The sequence below is a fragment of the Cryobacterium breve genome (genome assembly GCF_004402375.1).
Taxonomy (GTDB): Bacteria; Actinomycetota; Actinomycetes; order Actinomycetales; family Microbacteriaceae; genus Cryobacterium; species Cryobacterium breve.
Genome location: NZ_SOGJ01000023.1, coordinates 42,984 through 61,606, shown reverse-complemented (window position 1 = coordinate 61,606; position 18,623 = coordinate 42,984). Strand labels below are relative to the sequence as shown.

At 65.0% G+C, this 18,623-nt stretch carries 18 protein-coding genes and 7 tRNA genes; 4 read left to right on the top strand and 21 right to left on the bottom strand.

The features are described from left to right. The first annotated feature begins 6 nt into the window (after positions 1-6). Positions 7-591 carry a hypothetical protein gene (locus E3O65_RS10220; RefSeq protein ID WP_134363627.1) on the top strand — a complete coding sequence of 195 codons (585 nt, stop codon included), beginning with the start codon at positions 7-9 and terminating at the stop codon, positions 589-591. A 423-nt stretch (positions 592-1,014) separates the two neighbouring features. On the opposite strand, the gene E3O65_RS10215 is transcribed toward E3O65_RS10220, so the two are convergent. From E3O65_RS10215 to E3O65_RS10120, 20 genes are all read right to left on the bottom strand, one after another. Further along, positions 1,015-3,288 (bottom strand): RelA/SpoT family protein, encoded by a 2,274-nt coding sequence (locus E3O65_RS10215; RefSeq protein ID WP_277870394.1) that lies wholly within the window; start codon positions 3,286-3,288, stop codon positions 1,015-1,017. Positions 3,289-3,376: 88 nt separating this feature from the next. Next, the gene (gene secF / locus E3O65_RS10210) at positions 3,377-4,390 is read right to left on the bottom strand and encodes a protein translocase subunit SecF (RefSeq protein WP_134363626.1); all 1,014 of its coding nucleotides are present in this window, start codon (positions 4,388-4,390) and stop codon (positions 3,377-3,379) included. Next, positions 4,390-6,126 carry a protein translocase subunit SecD gene (secD, locus tag E3O65_RS10205; RefSeq protein ID WP_134363625.1) on the bottom strand — a complete coding sequence of 579 codons (1,737 nt, stop codon included), beginning with the start codon at positions 6,124-6,126 and terminating at the stop codon, positions 4,390-4,392. The genes secF and secD overlap by 1 nt, the downstream gene beginning before the upstream one ends. A 67-nt stretch (positions 6,127-6,193) precedes the next feature. After that, complete coding sequence (yajC, locus tag E3O65_RS10200; RefSeq protein WP_241985602.1) at positions 6,194-6,559, bottom strand: preprotein translocase subunit YajC; 366 nt, start codon at positions 6,557-6,559, stop codon at positions 6,194-6,196. A gap of 120 nt (positions 6,560-6,679) precedes the next feature. Beyond that, positions 6,680-7,729 (bottom strand): Holliday junction branch migration DNA helicase RuvB, encoded by a 1,050-nt coding sequence (ruvB, locus tag E3O65_RS10195; protein WP_134364087.1) that lies wholly within the window; start codon positions 7,727-7,729, stop codon positions 6,680-6,682. Positions 7,730-7,743: 14 nt separating this feature from the next. Continuing rightward, positions 7,744-8,367 (bottom strand): Holliday junction branch migration protein RuvA, encoded by a 624-nt coding sequence (gene ruvA, locus E3O65_RS10190; protein ID WP_134363623.1) that lies wholly within the window; start codon positions 8,365-8,367, stop codon positions 7,744-7,746. Continuing rightward, a complete protein-coding gene (gene ruvC / locus E3O65_RS10185; protein WP_134363622.1) occupies positions 8,364-8,966 on the bottom strand; it encodes a crossover junction endodeoxyribonuclease RuvC in 603 nt (200 codons plus the stop codon). Before ruvC ends, ruvA begins: the two co-directional genes overlap by 4 nt. 4 nt (positions 8,967-8,970) lie before the next feature. Continuing rightward, the gene (locus E3O65_RS10180) at positions 8,971-9,735 is read right to left on the bottom strand and encodes a YebC/PmpR family DNA-binding transcriptional regulator (RefSeq protein WP_134363621.1); all 765 of its coding nucleotides are present in this window, start codon (positions 9,733-9,735) and stop codon (positions 8,971-8,973) included. Between the two features lie 148 nt (positions 9,736-9,883). After that, positions 9,884-10,426 carry a DUF1697 domain-containing protein gene (locus tag E3O65_RS10175; RefSeq protein WP_134363620.1) on the bottom strand — a complete coding sequence of 181 codons (543 nt, stop codon included), beginning with the start codon at positions 10,424-10,426 and terminating at the stop codon, positions 9,884-9,886. Between the two features lie 9 nt (positions 10,427-10,435). Beyond that, positions 10,436-11,029: a pyridoxal 5'-phosphate synthase glutaminase subunit PdxT gene (pdxT, locus tag E3O65_RS10170; RefSeq protein WP_134363619.1), complete on the bottom strand. Its 594-nt coding sequence runs from the start codon at positions 11,027-11,029 to the stop codon at positions 10,436-10,438. Positions 11,030-11,039: 10 nt separating this feature from the next. Beyond that, a complete protein-coding gene (pdxS, locus tag E3O65_RS10165) occupies positions 11,040-11,936 on the bottom strand; it encodes a pyridoxal 5'-phosphate synthase lyase subunit PdxS (protein WP_134363618.1) in 897 nt (298 codons plus the stop codon). A 68-nt stretch (positions 11,937-12,004) separates the two neighbouring features. Then, a complete protein-coding gene (locus E3O65_RS10160) occupies positions 12,005-12,568 on the bottom strand; it encodes an HIT family protein (RefSeq protein ID WP_134363617.1) in 564 nt (187 codons plus the stop codon). Between the two features lies 1 nt (position 12,569). Beyond that, positions 12,570-14,492 (bottom strand): threonine--tRNA ligase, encoded by a 1,923-nt coding sequence (thrS, locus tag E3O65_RS10155; protein WP_241985612.1) that lies wholly within the window; start codon positions 14,490-14,492, stop codon positions 12,570-12,572. A 112-nt stretch (positions 14,493-14,604) separates the two neighbouring features. Then, complete coding sequence (locus E3O65_RS10150; protein WP_166785721.1) at positions 14,605-15,342, bottom strand: HIRAN domain-containing protein; 738 nt, start codon at positions 15,340-15,342, stop codon at positions 14,605-14,607. Positions 15,343-15,507: 165 nt separating this feature from the next. Further along, a tRNA-Val gene (locus tag E3O65_RS10145) sits at positions 15,508-15,579 on the bottom strand. A 26-nt stretch (positions 15,580-15,605) separates the two neighbouring features. Continuing rightward, positions 15,606-15,679: transfer RNA gene (locus E3O65_RS10140), tRNA-Cys, on the bottom strand. Between the two features lie 50 nt (positions 15,680-15,729). Continuing rightward, positions 15,730-15,801 (bottom strand) — tRNA-Gly (locus E3O65_RS10135). Between the two features lie 169 nt (positions 15,802-15,970). Continuing rightward, positions 15,971-16,042, bottom strand: a tRNA-Val gene (locus E3O65_RS10130). Between the two features lie 26 nt (positions 16,043-16,068). Then, a tRNA-Cys gene (locus E3O65_RS10125) sits at positions 16,069-16,142 on the bottom strand. A 50-nt stretch (positions 16,143-16,192) separates the two neighbouring features. Beyond that, positions 16,193-16,264: transfer RNA gene (locus tag E3O65_RS10120), tRNA-Gly, on the bottom strand. 152 nt (positions 16,265-16,416) lie between these two features. Between E3O65_RS10120 and E3O65_RS10115 the strand changes: the two genes are divergently transcribed. Next, positions 16,417-16,489: transfer RNA gene (locus E3O65_RS10115), tRNA-Val, on the top strand. A 75-nt stretch (positions 16,490-16,564) separates the two neighbouring features. On the opposite strand, the gene E3O65_RS16715 is transcribed toward E3O65_RS10115, so the two are convergent. Further along, positions 16,565-16,726 (bottom strand): hypothetical protein, encoded by a 162-nt coding sequence (locus tag E3O65_RS16715; protein ID WP_166785720.1) that lies wholly within the window; start codon positions 16,724-16,726, stop codon positions 16,565-16,567. Positions 16,727-16,878: 152 nt separating this feature from the next. On the opposite strand from E3O65_RS16715, the gene E3O65_RS10110 reads away from it, so the two are divergent. Both E3O65_RS10110 and E3O65_RS10105 read left to right on the top strand, forming a co-directional pair. After that, complete coding sequence (locus E3O65_RS10110; protein WP_134363614.1) at positions 16,879-17,604, top strand: M50 family metallopeptidase; 726 nt, start codon at positions 16,879-16,881, stop codon at positions 17,602-17,604. Between the two features lie 129 nt (positions 17,605-17,733). Then, a complete protein-coding gene (locus tag E3O65_RS10105; protein ID WP_134363613.1) occupies positions 17,734-18,600 on the top strand; it encodes an SDR family oxidoreductase in 867 nt (288 codons plus the stop codon). Positions 18,601-18,623: the final 23 nt, after the last annotated feature.

The following is an 18,623-nucleotide window of genomic DNA, read 5'->3' as shown; positions in this document are numbered from 1 at the left end:
GAGTCGATGAACTCGCGGCTGCGCTCGGTGCTCTCTTCCCTGGACCTTCCCCTCGCCGAACTGTGCAGCGCCCGGCTTGACGGGGAACTGTTCACCCTGGGCGACTTCTGGTGCCCGGTCGACGAGGTCGACGACAGCATGCGTCGCGCCCGTGCGGCAGGGATGCTACCGGCGTCGCCCCGGGCGATCGCCGAACGGATGACCGCAGCCTGGATCTACGGTCTGGCGTCCGAGCCGCGCCGCCACCAGTTCTGCGTGCAGGTGTCCGCCCGGATGAAACTGGTCCCGTCTCCGCGGCTGCACATCCGCGAAATCAGTTGTCCCGCGGACCAGCTCCAGACCATATCCGGCCTGCGCGTCACGCTGCCGCTGCGCACGGCCGTTGACTTGGCACGCTGGCCCGACGACCCGGCTGACGTATCCACGGTCCCCGACCGCATCCCGCTGATCGCCGCGCTCGTGCGGTACGGGGGTCACACCAGCGTCGCACCCGCGCGCGACCTCTTCTCGGCACCCAACCTGCCGTTCAAAGCACAGGCCCTCGCCCGGCTTGACGAGGTGCAGCGTTACCTGGACTCGCACGAGCCCTAGGCCGAGGCTCTGTCCCAGGCCCAGCTACGAGCGAACTAATTCGACGGAGATTCTGAGAAAAAGTTGAGGTTTCCGCTGAACTCCGGGCCGTTTGGGTGAAGTCTCCGTCGAATTCGTTCGGCGCGTCGGGCGGCCGCGTGGTCAGCGCCCGCTCCGAATGATGCGGCGCAGCCGCCGGGTGCTGTGGCCAACTCAGGAGATCCCAGCAGCCACGCCACGCATCCGTACTGGTTCCGCGCCCGCTCCCGGTATCGAAGCCACCCGTTCGTCGAATCTCCTGAATTGGCCACTCAAGCGAGAGCAACAGAAAGCAGAAGGCATAGAGCAGCGGAGAGCAGCGGAATGCAGAAAGCGGAGAGCAGCAGAGAGCGGCCGGGCACGGCTGTCCGCCGCCGGACACCACAGCCTCAGCCCGCTGGAGAATCAGCCGTCGTTGACGCGATACACGTCGTACACGGCGTCGATCCGGCGCACGGCGTTGAGCACACGGTCGAGGTGGGTGGTGTCCCCCATCTCGAAGACGAACCGGCTGATCGCCAGGCGGTCGGTGGAGGTGTGCACGGTCGCCGACAGGATATTGACGTGGTGCTCAGACAGAACGCGCGTGACGTCGGAGAGCAGCCCGGAACGGTCGAGAGCTTCGATCTGAATCTGAACCAGGAACAGACTCTTGGACGTGGGCGCCCAGTCGACCTCGATCATGCGTTCGGGTTCCTTCAGCAGTGACTGCACGTTACGGCAGGATGCCTGGTGGACGGAGACACCGGCCCCGCGCGTGATGAACCCCACAACCTTGTCGCCTGGAACGGGTGTGCAGCAGCGTGCGAGCTTCACCAGAATGTCGGGCGCACCGCGCACGAGGATGCCGGAGTCGCTGTTCCGGAGTGTCTGCGTTCGACCGTGAGGTGCGAACGGCAAATCGGTGGCGTCGCTTTCCTCAACGCTCTGCAGGGTGGCGACGACTTTCTCCAGGACGGACTGCGTGGACACGTGGCCCTCGCCGACGGCAGCGTACAGCGCGGAGACATCTTCGTACTTCATCACCGCGGCGACCTCGGCGAAGGAGTCCTGGTTCATCAGCTTCTGCAGCGGCAGGTTCTGCTTGCGCATGGCGCGGGCGATGGCATCACGGCCCTGCTCGATCGCCTCGTCTCGGCGTTCCTTGGTGAACCACTGCCGGATCTTGTTGCGAGCCCGAGGGCTCTTGACGAAGTTCAGCCAGTCTTTGCTGGGTCCAGAGTCGGGGTTCTTCGAGGTGAAGACCTCGACGACGTCTCCGGTGAGCAAGGGGCTCTCCAGCGGCACCAAGCGCCCGTTGACCTTGGCACCCATCGTTCGATGACCGACCTCGGTGTGCACGGCATAGGCGAAGTCCACCGGAGTGGCGTCGGCCGGGAGGCCGATAACACGCCCCTTGGGCGTGAAGACGTAGACCTCTTTGGCACCGATCTCGTAGCGGAGGGAGTCGAGGAACTCCCCCGGATCGGCCGTTTCGGCCTGCCAGTCGGAGATGTGCGCGAGCCACGCCATGTCGGTGTCACTCTGTGGGCCGGGACCGGCGCTCTTACCGGTGGTCTGCTCCTTGTACTTCCAGTGCGATGCCACGCCGAACTCTGCACGCTGGTGCATCTCCTGCGTGCGGATCTGAATCTCGACCGCGCGGCCACTCGGGCCGAGAACAGTGGTGTGCAGGGACTGGTAGAGGTTGAACTTGGGGGTTGCGATGTAGTCCTTGAACCGGCCGGGCAGGGGAGTCCAACGGGCATGGATCGCGCCGAGCACCGCGTAACAGTCACGAACCGAGTTGACGAGCACGCGGATGCCGACCAGGTCGTAGATCTCGTCGAAGTCGCGGCCGCGAACGACCATCTTCTGATAGATCGAGTAGTACTGCTTGGGCCGGCCGGCCACCTTGCCCCGGATGCGCGCGGCCTTCAAGTCGTCGACGATCGCGTCGATGACGTGCTGCACGAATTCTTCTCGCTGCGGCGTGCGCTGCTTGACAAGGCTGTCGATCTCGGCGTAGAGCTTCGGATACAGCACCGCGAAGGACAGGTCTTCGAGTTCCCACTTGATGGTCTGGATACCGAGCCGGTGCGCGAGCGGGGCGTAAATTTCCAGTGTCTCGGTTGCCTTGCGCACGGCCGACTCGGCTGGCACAAAACCCCAGGTGCGCGCATTGTGCAGGCGGTCAGCGAGCTTGATGATCAGTACGCGGATGTCCTTGGACATCGCCACGATCATCTTGCGCACGGTCTCGGCCTGGGTGCTATCGCCGTACTTGACCTTGTCGAGTTTGGTCACGCCGTCGACAAGCATGGTGATCTCGTCACCGAAGTCGCTGCGGAGCTGGTCGAGGGTGTACTCGGTGTCCTCGACAGTGTCGTGCAGCAGAGCGGCGGATACGGTCTTCGGCCCGATGCCCAGGTCGGCCAGAATCTGGGCGACCGCGACCGGATGCGTGATGTACGGCTCGCCGCTGCGCCGGAACTGCCCCTCATGCGCCTGTTCGGCGACGGCGTACGCACGCTCGATGACGGAGAGGTCCACCTTGGGGTGGTGCGTCCGAACGGTTTTCAGCAGGGTGTCAACCGCGCCGACCGGCTGGGCCCGGGAGAATATCCGGGGCACCAGGCGCCGCAGTGACGCGGGCGGGAGCGGAGCCGGGGAGGCAGGCGGCGTTGTCAGCTCGGTCACCTGGCCACCTCCATCCGTTTGATCAATTATCACTGCTCCCGGGCAACATCCCTACCACGTCGCCCCGGGCAGACTCCGACTCGCGCCGTTAGGCGCTGACTTCCTCAGCCACCTTCGACGCCGAGCCGGCCTTCGCCCGCTGGGCGAGGACCTTCTGGTCGGCCTTGCGCACGTCCGGCTCCGCGGAGCGAATCTGAGCGTAGAGCGGTGAAGCGATGAAGATTGTCGAGTAGGCACCCGCGATGATTCCGATCAGGAGGGCCAGCGAGATATCCCGCAGGGTTCCCGCGCCGAGCACGAGCGTCCCGATGAAGAGGATCGACGCGACCGGCAACACAGCGACAACCGAGGTGTTGATCGAGCGCACCAGGGTCTGGTTCACAGCCAGGTTCACCGATTCGCCGAACATGCGCGTCTCCGAACCTGCTTCGGACGTGTTCTCACGGATTTTGTCGAACACCACGACCGTGTCGTAGAGCGAGTAGCCGAGGATGGTGAGGAATCCGATCACGGCCGCCGGGGTGATCTCGAATCCAGTGATGCCGTAGATCCCCGCGGTGATGACGAGGTCGTGCATCAACGCCGTCATTGCCGCGAGTGACATCTTCCAGGTGCGGAAGTACAGCGCCATGCCGATAGCGGCGAGCACGAGGAAGATGATGAGTCCGCGCACGGCCTGACCGGTGATGTCCTGGCCCCAGCTCGGGCCGATGAAAGAGGCCGTGACCTGCTCGACCGGCACGGCGTAGGCATCCGCTAGAGCGGCGCGAACCTCACGGGTCTCGCCGCTGGTGAGCTGGTCGGTCTGCACGCGGATACCCGTGGAGCTGACGCTCGACACCCGCGGCGCAGCCTGCGGAACGACCTCCGTCACGGCGTCGGCGCCCGCTGCCTGATCCTGTTCGGCGACTTGAGAGATTTTGAACTCGGATCCGCCAGTGAACTCGATGCCGAAGACGAAGCCGCCACGCAACTGGGGTACCACGATGGCAACGAGGAGCGCAACCACGGCGACCAGGTACCAGGTCTTGCGTCGGCCGACGATGTCGAATGACCGCTTACCGGTGTGTAGATCGTTTCCGAACTGAGCGAAACTGGCCATTAGGATTCCTTCCCATCGGTCGATCGATCCGTGCTGGAACCCACGAGTTCCGCCGCTTTGCGTTCGGCGATGGTCTGACGTTTGGCTGCCTCGCGGCTGGCCGATGACAGCTTGGCGGTCGGTGCGCCCGGCGCCGGCTTGAAAGTGGCCCGGCCGCGGTAGGCGGCGCCCAGTGCACGCGGGTCGAGCCCGCTGAACTTGTGGCCCTCGCTGAAGAATTTGGTGCGCGCGAGCAGCTGGAGCATCGGGTGGGTGAAGAGCATGACCACGAGCACGTCGACCAGGGTGGTGAGCCCCAGAGTGAGGGCGAAGCCCTTCACGTTGCCGACGGCGACGATGAACAGGACTCCCGCCGCGAGGATGTTCACCGCGTCGGACGCGAGGATGGTTCGCAGGGCACGCTTCCACCCGGCTTCCACCGAGGACTCGAGTCCGCGGCCGTCACGGAGTTCGTCACGCACTCGCTCGAAGTAGACGATGAAGGAGTCTGCGGTGATGCCGATCGCGACGATCAGGCCGGCGACGCCGGCGAGCGACAGGCGATATCCCTCCCGCCACGACAGGATCGTGATCAAGAGGTAGGTGATGACGGCGGCTACGGTGAGGGACGCGACCGTGACGAGCCCAAGCAGGCGGTACTGGATGAGCGAGTAGATCACGACCAGGATGAGGCCGATCAATCCGGCGATCAGGCCGCCGGTGAGTTGGCTCGAACCCAGGGTGGCCGAGATGGTGTCCTGGCTCTGCACCGTGAAGCTGAGCGGCAGGGCGCCGAACTTGAGCTGGTCGGCGAGTGCCTTGGAGGAATCCTGGTCGAAGTTGCCACTGATCTGCGCGTTGCCGTCGGTGATGACGGCCAGCGTGCGCGGCGCGGAGATGACGTTGCCGTCCAAAACGATTGCAAACTGGTTCTGAGCCCCGGTGAGTCCGCTCAGTCGTGTGCTGACCGTGGCGAAGTCCTTGGTCCCGGTGCTGTCGAAGACGATGTTGACGACCCATTCACCAGTGGTGGCGCCGCTCTGAGTGGTCCGCTGGCCGTTGGTGGCGTCGGAGACATTCTCGCCACTGGCTTCCACGGGTCCGAGGATGTACTTGATCGATCCGTCGGCCTCGCACGTGATCAGCGGCTCGGCGGCCGGAGCCACATTGGTCGAGTCGATCTTGCTGCAGTCGAAGGCCTCGTACTGGGCCTGGAGAGCGGGGGTGATCCAGTTCAGGTCGCTCCCGTCGGTGGGCACCGCGGTGGGGGTGCTCACCAGGCTGGGGTCGACGGTCGGCGTCGGAGCGGGCGTAGCAACACCATCTTCTCCGACGATGTCCTCACCCACGGCGGCGGCGGAGGGCGCTCCGGCGACGAGGACCGGACGGAACTCCAGCTTGGCCGAGGACTCGATCCTGTTGATGGTGGCGTCGTCTGGCACGCCGGGGATGGATACGACGATATTCTGGCCGCCCTGGGTGTTGATCTCCGCTTCGGAGACACCGGCCGAGTCGATGCGCTGCCGGATGATCTTCACGGCTTCGTTCAGCTGTTCCGAGGAGACGGACTGCCCGGATTCGAGCTTGGGCGCGAGGATGATCTGCGTGCCACCCTCGAGGTCGAGGGCCAGTTTGGGGGTCCAGGATCCGCCTCCGGTGAGAACACCGGCCGTGTTGAGTGCGATCAGTCCGGCGATGATCACACCCAGCCACGTGAGGGAACGCCAGGCCTTCTTGGCCGGGGACGACTTTGCCACCAGAGAACTCAGCTTTCTATGCTCATGCTCATGCCCGCGCCGAGGCGCGGGCATGGAGAGGGATTGGTTATGCGTCGCCCTTTTTGGGCTCTTCGTCGGTGTCTGCAACGCGCTGGCCGAAGTCCGGCTCACCCATGACGGCTGCGCTGTCCTGGTTCAGTTCGGCAACGGACTCGTCGTGAGGCTCGACCAGGATCGGCTCGACCACCCGGGCGATGGTCTGGCGGTGCAGCTCGACGACGGTGCCAGGGGCGATCTCCAGGGCGACCTTGTTCGCTTCTTCGTCGATGGATACGATCGTTCCGTACAGGCCGAAGTTGGTCATGACGTCGGCACCGGCAACCATCTGGGACTGCAGGGCAGCCTGGTCCTTCTGGCGCTTGCGGCTATTGCGGAACATGAAGAACACGAGCGCCGCGAGAACGGCAAGCATGACAAGAGTCAACGGATCCATAAAACTGTGAAACCTTTCGGTAGCGGCACGAGGGCCGAAGTCTGTGCGCACAGGTCCCGGAGGAACCCGCACGGATGGTTCTAGGCGAACCAACTCGAATTATAGGTCATCCAACAGGAGGGGAACTGGCGGCCCGCTCGCCTGGGGCCCGCTCAGACCGAAATGCCGCCACGCCTCCGGGGTGGCGACTCGCCCGCGCGGCGTGCGCATCAGGAATCCGATGCGCACCAGGAACGGCTCCACGACTGCCTCGATGGTCTCGGCCTCCTCGCCAACGGAGACCGCAAGGGTGTTGAGGCCAACCGGCCCTCCCCCAAAACGGGTCAGGATGATGCGCATCACCTCCCGGTCGAGCCGGTCGAGGCCGATGGCGTCGACGTCGTAGAGCTCCAGGGCGGCGTGCACCGCGGCCAGGTCGGCGTCTCCGCCGTGCACCAGCGCGTAGTCCCGCACCCGCCGAAGGAGCCGGTTCGCGATTCGGGGCGTGCCGCGGCACCGGCCGGCGATCTCGGCCAGGGCATCCTGCTCGATCACGAGGTCGAGCAATTTGGCCGCACGCCCGAGTACCTGTTCGAGTTCGTGGTCGGCGTAGAACTCCAGGTGGGCGGTGAAGCCGAACCTGTCGCGGAGCGGGTTGGGTAACAGCCCGGACCGCGTGGTTGCCCCCACGAGAGTGAACGGTGCCAGGTCCAGCGGCACGGAGGTGGCGCCAGCACCCTTGCCGACCATGATGTCGATGCGAAAGTCTTCCATGGCCAGGTAGAGCATCTCCTCGGCGGAGCGGGCCATACGGTGGATCTCGTCGATGAAGAGGACCTCGCCCGGCACGAGTGACGAGAGCACGGCGGCGAGATCGCCGGCGTGCTGGATGGCAGGGCCGCTGGACATCCGGAGCGGCCGGTTGCCCTCGTAGGCGATGATCATGGCGAGCGTGGTCTTTCCGAGTCCGGGCGGGCCGGCGAGGAGGATGTGGTCGGGGGTGCGGCTCTGCATGGTGGCCGCCGTGAGAAGCAGTTGAAGCTGGCCGCGCACCTTCTGCTGGCCCACGAACTCGCCCAGGCTACGCGGTCGCAGGGCACCCTCGAAGGCCAGTTCGGCGTCACCTTCGAGTTCCGGGCGGGTCAACTCGACGCCGGGGTCGCCGGCCAGCCCTTGTGCGCCGCTCACGCGCGGCGCTCCGATGCCTGCTGCGCCGGTCCGAGTCTGGAGAGCACGAGGCGGAGGAGGGCGGCCACACCGATCAGTTCCGGTTCGTTCGACTCGGCAAGGGTCTCGTCGACGGCCTGGGCCGCCACCTTCTCGGACCACCCGAGACCGATCAGGGCCGCCTGCACGTTTGCCGAGGCGCTCGTGGGGGCAGGGCGGGTGGCTGCCGCAGCCGTGGTCGTGACGAACACCTTGCCGGCGAGGGACAGCACGATGAGTTTCGCGGTCTTGGGGCCAATGCCGCTCACCTTGCGGAAAGCACCGTCGTCTTCGGACGAAACGGCTTGGGCGATTTGGCTAGGACTGAGCACCGCGAGCACTCCGAGGGCGGATTTGGGCCCGACTCCGGTGACGCCGACGAGTAGTTCGAAGACCTCGAGTTCGTCGGCGGCCGGGAAACCGTAGAGCGTTAGCGAGTCCTCGCGCACGATCAGGGTGGTGGAGAGCAGAGTCTCGGTGCCAACGCGGAGGGACAGCGCGGTCGATGGGGTGACCTGCACGGCCAGACCGACTCCCCCGACCTCGATCACGGCCACGGAACCAATGGCAGACAGGACAAGGCCACGTACGGAAGCAATCACCGCTTCAGACTACGGGGCACCGACGACACCGCGCTGCGCTCGGCGGCGCGCCACGCCCTTTGGGCCGGCGTCAGCGTGCCGGGAGCTACGCCGGCTGCGCCGGGCAGGGTGGTGCCGGAAGCCCCGCTTCGCCAGGCATGGCAGATGGCGATGGCCAGGGCGTCTGCGGCATCCGCCGGTTTCGGTGCCTCGGCCAGGCCCAGAACCCGCGCCACCATGAGTCCGACCTGGGCCTTGTCGGCGGAACCGTAGCCCGTGATCGCGGCCTTGACCTCGCTCGGGGTGTGCAGGGTGACAGTGAGCCCTCGCTGTGCCGCGAGGAGCAGGGCGACCCCGCTGATCTGGGCCGTGCCCATCACCGTGCTGACGTTGTTCTGTGCGAAGACCCGCTCGATGGCGACGACGGCGGGCTTGTGACGGTCGAGCATGTCCTCCAGCCCCCGGCTGATCAGGAGCAGGCGCTGCTCAAGGGGCAGGTCGGGCGAACTGCGCAGCACCGTGACGTCGACGAGTGTCGCGGAGCGGTTGCCGGCCACGTCGACAATGCCCACCCCGCAGCGGGTCAGTCCGGGATCAATACCCAGAACCCGGAGTGACACCGCCCTACTCGGCTTCGGACTGGAGCTCCGCGATGACCTCGGGCGACACGTCGTAGTTGCTGTAGATGTTCTGTACGTCATCGAGCTCTTCGAGCGCATCGATCAAACGGAACACCTTACGAGCGGTCTCGGCGTCGACCTCGACCTTGAGCTGCGGCACGAACGCGATGTCGGCCGAGTCGTAATCGATTCCCGCCGTCTGGAGGGCCGTGCGGGTCGCGACGAGGTCGTGGGCTTCACTGAAGACCTCGAACTTCTCTCCGTCGTCGGCGACCTCTTCGGCGCCGGCGTCGAGCACGGCGAGGAGCACGTCATCCTCCGTGAGGCCCTTGCTCTTCGGCACGACGACGATGCCTTTGCGGTGGAAGTTGTACGCCACGCTGCCCGGGTCGGCCATGTTGCCGCCATTGCGGGACATGGTGGTGCGCACCTCAGCGGCCGCGCGGTTCTTGTTGTCCGTCAGACACTCGATCATGACGGCGACGCCGTTCGCGGCGTAGCCCTCGTACATGATGGTCGTGTAATCGACCACTTCGCCGGACAGGCCGGCGCCGCGCTTGACGGCACGGTCGATGTTGTCATTGGGAACTGAGGTCTTCTTGGCCTTCTGGATGGCGTCGACCAGAGTCGGGTTTCCCGAGAGATCGGCACCGCCCATGCGGGCCGCGACTTCGATGTTCTTGATCAACTTGGCGAAGGCCTTCGCCCGACGAGAGTCGGTGACCGCCTTCTGGTGCTTTGTTGTCGCCCACTTGGAATGTCCGGACATGAGTCTCCCGTTGTCTTTGGCTGTCGTGACTTGGCTGTCGATTGGCACCGGGGCGCTTGCTGCCGCTGGTCGCTGCACTGCCGTGCCACTGGTCGCTGCACCTTGGAGTGCGCCCCATTCTAACCCGCGATGCCTGATGGGACGGGCTTCACGCGCCCGGGGCTGCGGCGAGCAATTTGTTCAGAGTGCGCAGGTTGCGGGTGGTCGTGGTCGAGCGGTAGCGGGCCTTGCCACTGAGCTTGCTGAACGGGCTGTTGATACCGACCTCCCGGAGCACCTGCCAGTAGAGCACGCTCAGCCCGGGCAGCACCTCCTCCGTGTCCGGGTCCAACGGGCCGGCCGCCTCGATCAGCTCGTCGAGGGCAGATTGCCTCGCCCCGAACACGACGTACGGATGCCATCCCTCCCGCTGCGGGTCGAACGGGAACGCCCGCACCACCGCATCAAGGGTGCCGACACCCACGAGCACGATCCAAGCCTGATAGCCGAAGGCCGTAGAGAGGGCACGTTCGATCCGGAGTTTGAGCGCCGCCGCATCCGTTTCACCCGTTGTGAACAGCACATTGCCGCTGGCCAGGACCGTGCGAACACCGGTGAAGCCGATTTCGCGAAAGACACTCTGCAGATCGGCCATCGCAATGGTGATCCCGTTCACGTTGATCCCGCGCAGGAGCGCCACCCAGTCGGCCATCACCGGAGCCTAGTGACCAAAGTTCGCCGCAGCCACCTTCTGCAGGAAATACTCGTGGAAGCGGAATTCCCCGGTGATCTCCGGATGGAACGAAGTGCCGAGCAGGTTATCCTGCTCAACCGCGACGCAGCGCCCGTCGGAAAGCCTCGCCAGTGCCCGGGCGCGCGGCCCGACGGTCTCCACCACGGGAGCCCGGATGAACACGGCATGCACCGGGGAAGCGCCGAGAACGGGCACGTCGAGATCAGTCTCGAACGACAGCGTCTGCGAACCGAAGGCGTTTCGGCGCACCGCGATGTCGAGGCCGCCGATGGTCTGCTGGCCTGTGATCCCGTCGATGACCCTGTCGGCGAGCATGATCAGGCCGGCACAGGTGCCGTACACAGGCAGGCCGCTCCGCACGGCCCCCGCGAGCGGTTCGGCGAGGCCGAACGCCCGCGCCAGTTTGTCCATCACGCTGGATTCGCCGCCCGGAATCACCAGCCCATTGATGCGGGACAGCTCCTCCGGTCGGCGAATGAGTTCGACCTCGGCGCCGAGGTTCCGAAGAACCGCGGCATGCTCGCGAAAGTCACCCTGAAGGGCGAGAACTCCAACGCTCACGAACGGGTGGTCACCAGCCGCGCTCGGAGAGGCGGTGCGGCGCCGCCAGGTCGGACACGTTGATGCCGACCATGGCTTCGCCGAGTCCGCGGGAGACGGATGCGATCACGCTGGGGTCGTCGTAGAACGTGACGGCTTTGACAATGGCGTTCGCGCGAGCCTGCGGGTTGCCCGACTTGAAGATGCCGGATCCGACGAACACGCCGTCCGCACCCATCTGCATCATCAGGGCCGCGTCGGCCGGGGTGGCCACGCCGCCGGCGACGAACAGCACGACGGGGAGCTTGCCCGTGGCGGCGACCTCGGCGACCAGTTCGTACGGGGCCTGCAGTTCCTTCGCGGCGACGTAGAGTTCGTCCTTGCTCAGGGCGGACAAACGTGCCACCTCACCCTTGATGGTGCGAATATGCTTCATGGCCTCGGAGACGTCGCCGGTTCCGGCCTCGCCCTTGGACCGGATCATGGCCGCACCCTCGGTGATGCGGCGGAGCGCCTCACCCAGGTTGGTGGCGCCACAGACGAACGGAACCGTGAAGTTCCACTTGTCGATGTGGTTGACGTAGTCGGCGGGGCTGAGCACCTCGGACTCATCGATGTAGTCGACGTTCAGGGCCTGGAGGATCTGCGCTTCGACGAAATGGCCGATGCGCGCCTTGGCCATCACCGGGATGGAGACCTCGGCGATGATGCTGTCGATCAGGTCGGGGTCACTCATGCGAGCGACGCCACCCTGCGAACGGATGTCGGCGGGTACCCGCTCAAGAGCCATGACGGCGACGGCACCGGCGTCCTCGGCGATGCGTGCCTGCTCGGCGTTGACGACGTCCATGATGACGCCGCCCTTCATCATGTCGGCGAGTCCACGCTTGACGCGGCTCGAACCAAAGGCGGAAGTGGTTTCAGTCATAGCTTTGATTCTATTCCCTGGGACTTGACGGTTCCGCCCGGCAGGTGCCGGTGGAGAGGTTTATTCGGCTAGTTGCCATCCTGAGGCCAGCCTCCTGCGACTTCGCGTCGCACATCGCCGAGCAGTCGGGGAATAGCCTTCGTGCCGGCGATGATCGGGAAGAAGTTCGAGTCCAGCGCCCAGCGGGGAACGATGTGTTGGTGAAGGTGCTCGGCGATTCCGGCCCCCGCGATCCGGCCCTGGTTCATGCCGATGTTGAAGCCTTCGCAGTGCGACACCGACTTGAGCACGCGCATGGCCACCTGGGTCAGGCTACCGATCTCGGCGATCTCCTCCGGGCTCGCCTCGTCATACGTCGCAATGTGCCGGTAGGGGCAGACCAGAAGGTGTCCGCTGTTATAGGGGAACAGGTTCAGCAGCACGTAGGCGTGCGTGCCGCGGGCCACGATCAGGGCTTTCTCGTCGGTCATGTCCGGCGCCAGGCAGAACGGGCAGGAATCCGCATGCGGCTGCTGGCCGTCCTGGATGTAAACCATGCGGTGGGGCGTCCAGAGGCGCTGGAAGGCATCCGGAACCGCGGCGAAGTCAGACGACTGCTCGAGCCCCTCAAACTCGTCGTCGGGTGTCTCCATCTCAGACCTGGCCCTGTGTCGTGACCTGCGCGCGCGTCTCGATTGCGGCGATGATGCGGTGGATGGCCTCGTCAGCCGGCACGCCGTTCTCCTGCGTGCCGTCGCGGAACCGGAAGCTGACCGCACCGTTGTCACGGTCGTCCTCACCGACGATGAGCTGGAAGGGGACTTTCGCCTTGGTGTGGTTGCGGATCTTCTTCTGCATCCGGTCGTCGGAGTGGTCGACCTCCGCACGCACGCCGGCTGTCTTGAGTCGGGCCACAATCTCATCGAGATACGGACCGTACTGCTCGGAGACCGGGATGCCAACGACCTGCACCGGGGACAGCCACACCGGGAACGCCCCCGCGTAGTGCTCGGTGAGCACTGCGAAAAAGCGCTCGATCGACCCGAAGAGGGCTCGGTGGATCATCACCGGGCGCTGGCGTGAGCCGTCGGGGGCGGTGTATTCGAGGTCGAAGCGCTCCGGCAGGTTGAAGTCCAACTGGATCGTGGACATCTGCCAGGTGCGGCCGATCGCGTCGCGAGCCTGCACGGAGATCTTCGGACCGTAGAAAGCGGCGCCGCCCGGGTCGGCCACGAGCTCCAGGCCGGATGCTTCGGCGACCTCGCGCAGGGTGTCGGTCGCTTCCGCCCACGCCTCGTCGGTGCCGACGAATTTCTTCGGGTCTTTCGTGGAAAGTTCGAGGTAGTAGTCCTCGAGGCCATAGTCGGCGAGCAGTTTCAGCACGAAGTTCAGGGTGCTGGTGAGCTCATCCTTCATGCCCTCACGGGTCGTGTAGATGTGCGCGTCGTCCTGCGTCATGCCGCGCACACGGGTGAGCCCGTGCACGACTCCCGACTTCTCGTAGCGGTAGACCGAGCCGAATTCGAACAGGCGCATCGGCAGGTCGCGGTAGCTGCGGCCGCTGGAGCGGAAGATCAGGTTGTGGAACGGGCAGTTCATGGGCTTGAGGTAGTAGTCGACGCCCTGCCGGGTCATGTGGCCGTCTGCGTCGTATTCCGCGTCGAGCTTCATGGGCGGGAACATGCCGTCGGAGTACCAGTCGAGATGGCCGGAGGTCTCGAACAGGTTCGATTTGGTGATGTGGGGCGTGTAGACGAAGTCGTAGCCGGCTTCGGTGTGCCGCTTGCGGGAGTAGTTCTCCATCTCCTGGCGGATGATGCCTCCCTTGGGGTGGAAGACCGGCAAGCCGGAGCCGATTTCCTCGGGGAAGCTGAACAGGTCAAGTTCGGCGCCAAGCTTGCGGTGGTCGCGTTTGGCGGCTTCTTCCTGGCGGGCCTGGTAGGCGCGCAACTCGTCCTTGGTCGGCCAGGCCGTGCCGTAGATGCGCTGTAGCTGCGGGTTCTTCTCGGAACCGCGCCAGTACGCGGCGGCCAGACGGGTCAGGGAATATCCGTTGCCGATCATGCGGGTGTTCGGCAGGTGGGGGCCGCGGCACAGGTCCTTCCAGAGCGTCTCCCCCGTCTTCGGGTCCACGTTGTCGTAGATGGTGAGCTCCGCGCCACCGACCTCGACCGACTCGTTGTCGGCAGTGTCCGCGGCACCGCCCTTGAGCCCGATCAGCTCCAGCTTGTACGGCTCGGCGGCGAGTTCGTCGCGCGCCTGGGCGTCGGTCACAACACGGCGCACGAATCGCTGGCCCTGACGGATGATCCGGTCCATGGCTTTCTCAAGCGACTTAACATCCTCGGGGGTGAAGGCCTCTTCGACGTCGAAGTCGTAATAGAAGCCGTCGGTGACGGGCGGGCCGATGCCCAGGCGAGCGGCCGGATTGACGGTCTGCACGGCCTGTGCGAGCACATGGGCCGCCGAGTGGCGCAGAATGCTGAGACCATCGGGCGAACCGATCGTCACCGGTTCGACGGTATCGGTGGGAGTCACCGTCGTGGCGAGATCCCTGAGCTCGCCGTTGACGCGCATTGCGACAACGGACCGGTCGGTGAATAGCTCAAAGCCGTCAGCCACGTGTATTACTCCTCAGTATTGTTCGAACCCCTCAACTTTAGCGGCGCGCCCGAGCAGTCCTCTCCGCCTACCCGGTGAGGAGCTCGTCGGGCAGGCTCATCTGCACAGTGCCGTGGCTACTGACCGGCTCGAACAGGTGGGAAAGGGTCTGCGGGGATGCGGCCAGCAGCGTGATCAATCCCGGCTGTGAGGAACCGGACCGCGAGCTGAAGGACACGACCACCGCGTCGATCGACGTGCCGGCATCCAGGACCGCGGCCAGGCCTGCCGCGATGCGAGGGCTGACGTACCCCACGAGTCTCCCCGTGACGGAGTGCACGGCGATAGCGTTCGAGTCCGCCGCGTTGCGAGGCTGCCGCACGAGGCGGAGCGCGGCGCCGGAATGGAGCAGCCCCTCGCGGGCGAGGATGGTCCTGGAATCGACAGCGCGAAGCCAGATGCTCCAGATTCCGAGGGCAGGGAGGCGGGCGTCACCGATGCCCACGAGCTTGCCGGAGGTGACCTCGACGAGCCACAGCACGCCGCCGTGCTCCTGCACGCGGAGCGGCGGCAGGCCCTGCGCATCGGCTACCAGGAGCCGGTTGGCGTCGGTGATCGACAGTCGGTCGCGTCCAATACTGAGGCACGGCGGCGCGGGCCACTGTGGCGGCAGGGTGAGCTGGTTCCAGGCACGTGCCGGGGCATCCGTCGCCCGTCGCTGCGGAATCGCGGGTTCGGCAGCCGAGTAGCCGGCCACGCGCGTCAGCCAAGCGGTGATGGCGAGCACGCACGCCAGCACGATCGCAAACGGGCCGAGTAGTTCCATGGCCAAACCTCCTTGACCACAGTGGTTCAGAACGGACCGCACCGGTATCCCCAGTGTGGTGGACAGCCCCACCGATATACCGGCCCCAGCCATAACCGACGGAGAGCATTCGGTACAGGCCAGATCGGGAACGAAAAAACCCCCGAATTACCGGGGGTTCATCTGTGGGCGATACTGGGATCGAACCAGTGACCTCTTCCGTGTCAGGGAAGCGCGCTACCGCTGCGCCAATCGCCCATTTCCTGAAAATTAATTTCCTGGAGTGGAGGTGGGTACGGGATTCGAACCCGTGTACACGGCTTTGCAGGCCGTTGCCTCGCCTCTCGGCCAACCCACCACTTGGGATTCGTACCAAAAAGAACCGGCCTTTCGGCCGATTCAATTTCGAGCGGATGACGAGATTCGAACTCGCGACCCTCACCTTGGCAAGGTGATGCGCTACCACTGCGCCACATCCGCACTTCGTCAGCGTTATTGCTGACTTGAAAGACTCTAGCCGATTCCGGACGGCCTCACCGCACCGGGAGTAGCGATTCGTCGGGCCAACACCGAGAAACGCCCCTCTGCGCCGGCAAATCCCGCCCTCCGCGGGCAAAGAAAAACCCCCGAATTACCGGGGGTTCATCTGTGGGCGATACTGGGATCGAACCAGTGACCTCTTCCGTGTCAGGGAAGCGCGCTACCGCTGCGCCAATCGCCCATTTCCTGAAAATTGCTTTCCTGGAATGGAGGTGGATACGGGATTCGAACCCGTGTACACGGCTTTGCAGGCCGTTGCCTCGCCTCTCGGCCAACCCACCACTTGGGATTCGTACCAAAAAGAACCGGCCTTTCGGCCGATTCAATTTCGAGCGGATGACGAGATTCGAACTCGCGACCCTCACCTTGGCAAGGTGATGCGCTACCACTGCGCCACATCCGCAACTGCACACATCTCTGCGCGCTTGAAGACTCTAGCGGATACTCCGGTGCATATTCAAACCGGGCAACGACGGCGTGTTGCAGGCTCTCGATGTGCGCCATTCGCCGGCTCTCGACTAGTATCAGAACTCGTGGTTGCAGCTCTGGCCACATGGGCGATTGGCGCAGTTGGTAGCGCGCTTCCTTCACACGGAAGAGGTCATCGGTTCGAGTCCGGTATCGCCCACACTAGAGAAGGCCCCGGAACACTGGGGCTTTTTCCATTTCTCCAGGTGTCCCCGGACTCGACGACACAACCTGCTCAGGCTCGGTTGCCCGAAATCACGCGGGCGAGCCAGACAATCAGGGCGATGACGGCAAGAACGATGCCGACCCAGATGAGAAAATTGAGCGACTCAACGAATCCTCCGGTCACGAGTAGAACGATGGCGACGATGGCAACGATGACGAGGACGACATTCATGGATATCCCGTGCCTTTCATAATTGTGCCTTCAGCGGAGTAACGGTCTGAGACGTCAACGCCGGCGCCCGCCGGTCAGTCCGAGGTGGCACCATTCAGCGGTGATTGCGCCCAGTATAAATCCTTCCGTCAAGGTCATCTAGGCTGACAATCATGGACGGGCTGATCGAACTCTGGGGGCAACTCTCCGCCCGAAATGCACCTTTACCCACGGCCACGGCCTGGCTGACCGTCGTTGCCGCAGCAGTGCTCGTAACGGTGCCGACTCTGTGGAGGGTCAGCCGTCATGTCATCACGATCGTTCACGAGGGCGGCCACGCCGTGATCGCGACGTTGAGCGGTCGCCGGCTCGGGGGCATCCGTCTGCACTCCGACACGTCCGGCCTGACCGTGAGCAGTGGACGCCCGCGCGGCCTCGGCATGGTGCTGACCCTGCTGGCCGGCTATACGGCACCGGCCCTGCTGGGGCTCGGCTCCGCACGGATGCTCAGCCTCGGCTACGACATCGGTCTGCTGTGGCTGCTGTTGGCCGCACTGGCCCTGCTGCTGGTGCAGATCCGCAACTGGTTCGGGCTTTGGTCAGTGCTCGTCACCGCCGGCCTGGTGTTCGGGATCACGTGGTTCGGGTCGCCCCTGGTGCAGAGCGTCTTCGCCCTGCTGATCACGGCGTTCCTGCTCTTCGGTGCCGTGCGTACCGTGGTCGAGCTGCAGCGATCCCGGTCCAGGAGCCGCGGCGGCGCATCGGACGCCGACCAGCTTGCCCGGCTGACCCACCTGCCGGGCGCGATCTGGGTGGCCGTGTTCCTCGCCGCGACCATCGCGAGCACCGGGCTCGCCGCACGGTTCCTCGGTCTGCTGGCCCCCTTCGGAGCTGCCTGATCTGGCCCTGGTGCCGCACGCCGGAGGATCGCAGAGCCGGCGGGCAGGCGAGGGTGTCGTTGTCCAACCGTCGAGTACTCCAGACGTCGGCGACAGGTCTGCACTCATCCTCCGATTTAGGCTGGGAGGATGACTGTATTGGTGACCGGGGCAACCGGCAATGTCGGCTCGCTCGTGCTGAAGCTCCTGCGAGAGGCCAAGATTCCCGCTCGCGGCGCCGTCCGTCCGAGGCCGGGTTCGGCTCGGGGACGCGTCGCCGAGGTCGACCCGGGCACCGTGGCTTTCGATTTCCTTGATTCATCGACGTGGAATGCGGCGTTCACGGGCGTGCAGCTGATGTTCCTGGTGCGCCCGCCCGCGCTGTCGAATGTTCCGCGCGACATCGTTCCGGCTCTCGCCGCTGCCAAACGCGCCGGAGTGAAGCACATAGTGTTCCTTTCGCTGCAGGGTGCGGAGTCGAACTCCATCGTGCCGCACGCGAAGATCGAAAAGTGGCTCCGCGCCTCGGGGCTGAGCTGGACGTTCCTTCGGCCGTCATTCTTCATGCAGAACCTCTCAACGACCCACGTGTCCGAGATCCGGGACCACTCACAGATAGTCATACCGGCTGGAAGAGGTCGCACCGCGTTCGTGGACGTCACCGACATCGCAGCCGTCGCGCTGGAGGTGATCCGCCATCCCCAGGCGCACATCAACCGGGCCTGGACCCTGACCGGCCCGAGTGCCGACACCTACGACGAGGTAGCCAAGATCCTCAGCACGGAGCTGGAACGTCCCATCCGGTACACACGACCCGGCATCGGGCGCTACGCGCAGCATGCCCATCGTGACCTTGCGATGCCGTGGGCGATGGTGCTGGTCACGACGGCCATCTACACTGTTGCACGGCTGGGTCGCGCGTCGGGTCTAACGGACGACGTGCGCGCGGTGACGGGTCGCCCGCCCACGACATTCGCGGAATTCGCCCATCGAGAGCGAGCTGTCTGGAATCCGTGACCGGTTCTGATGGATCGTGCCTC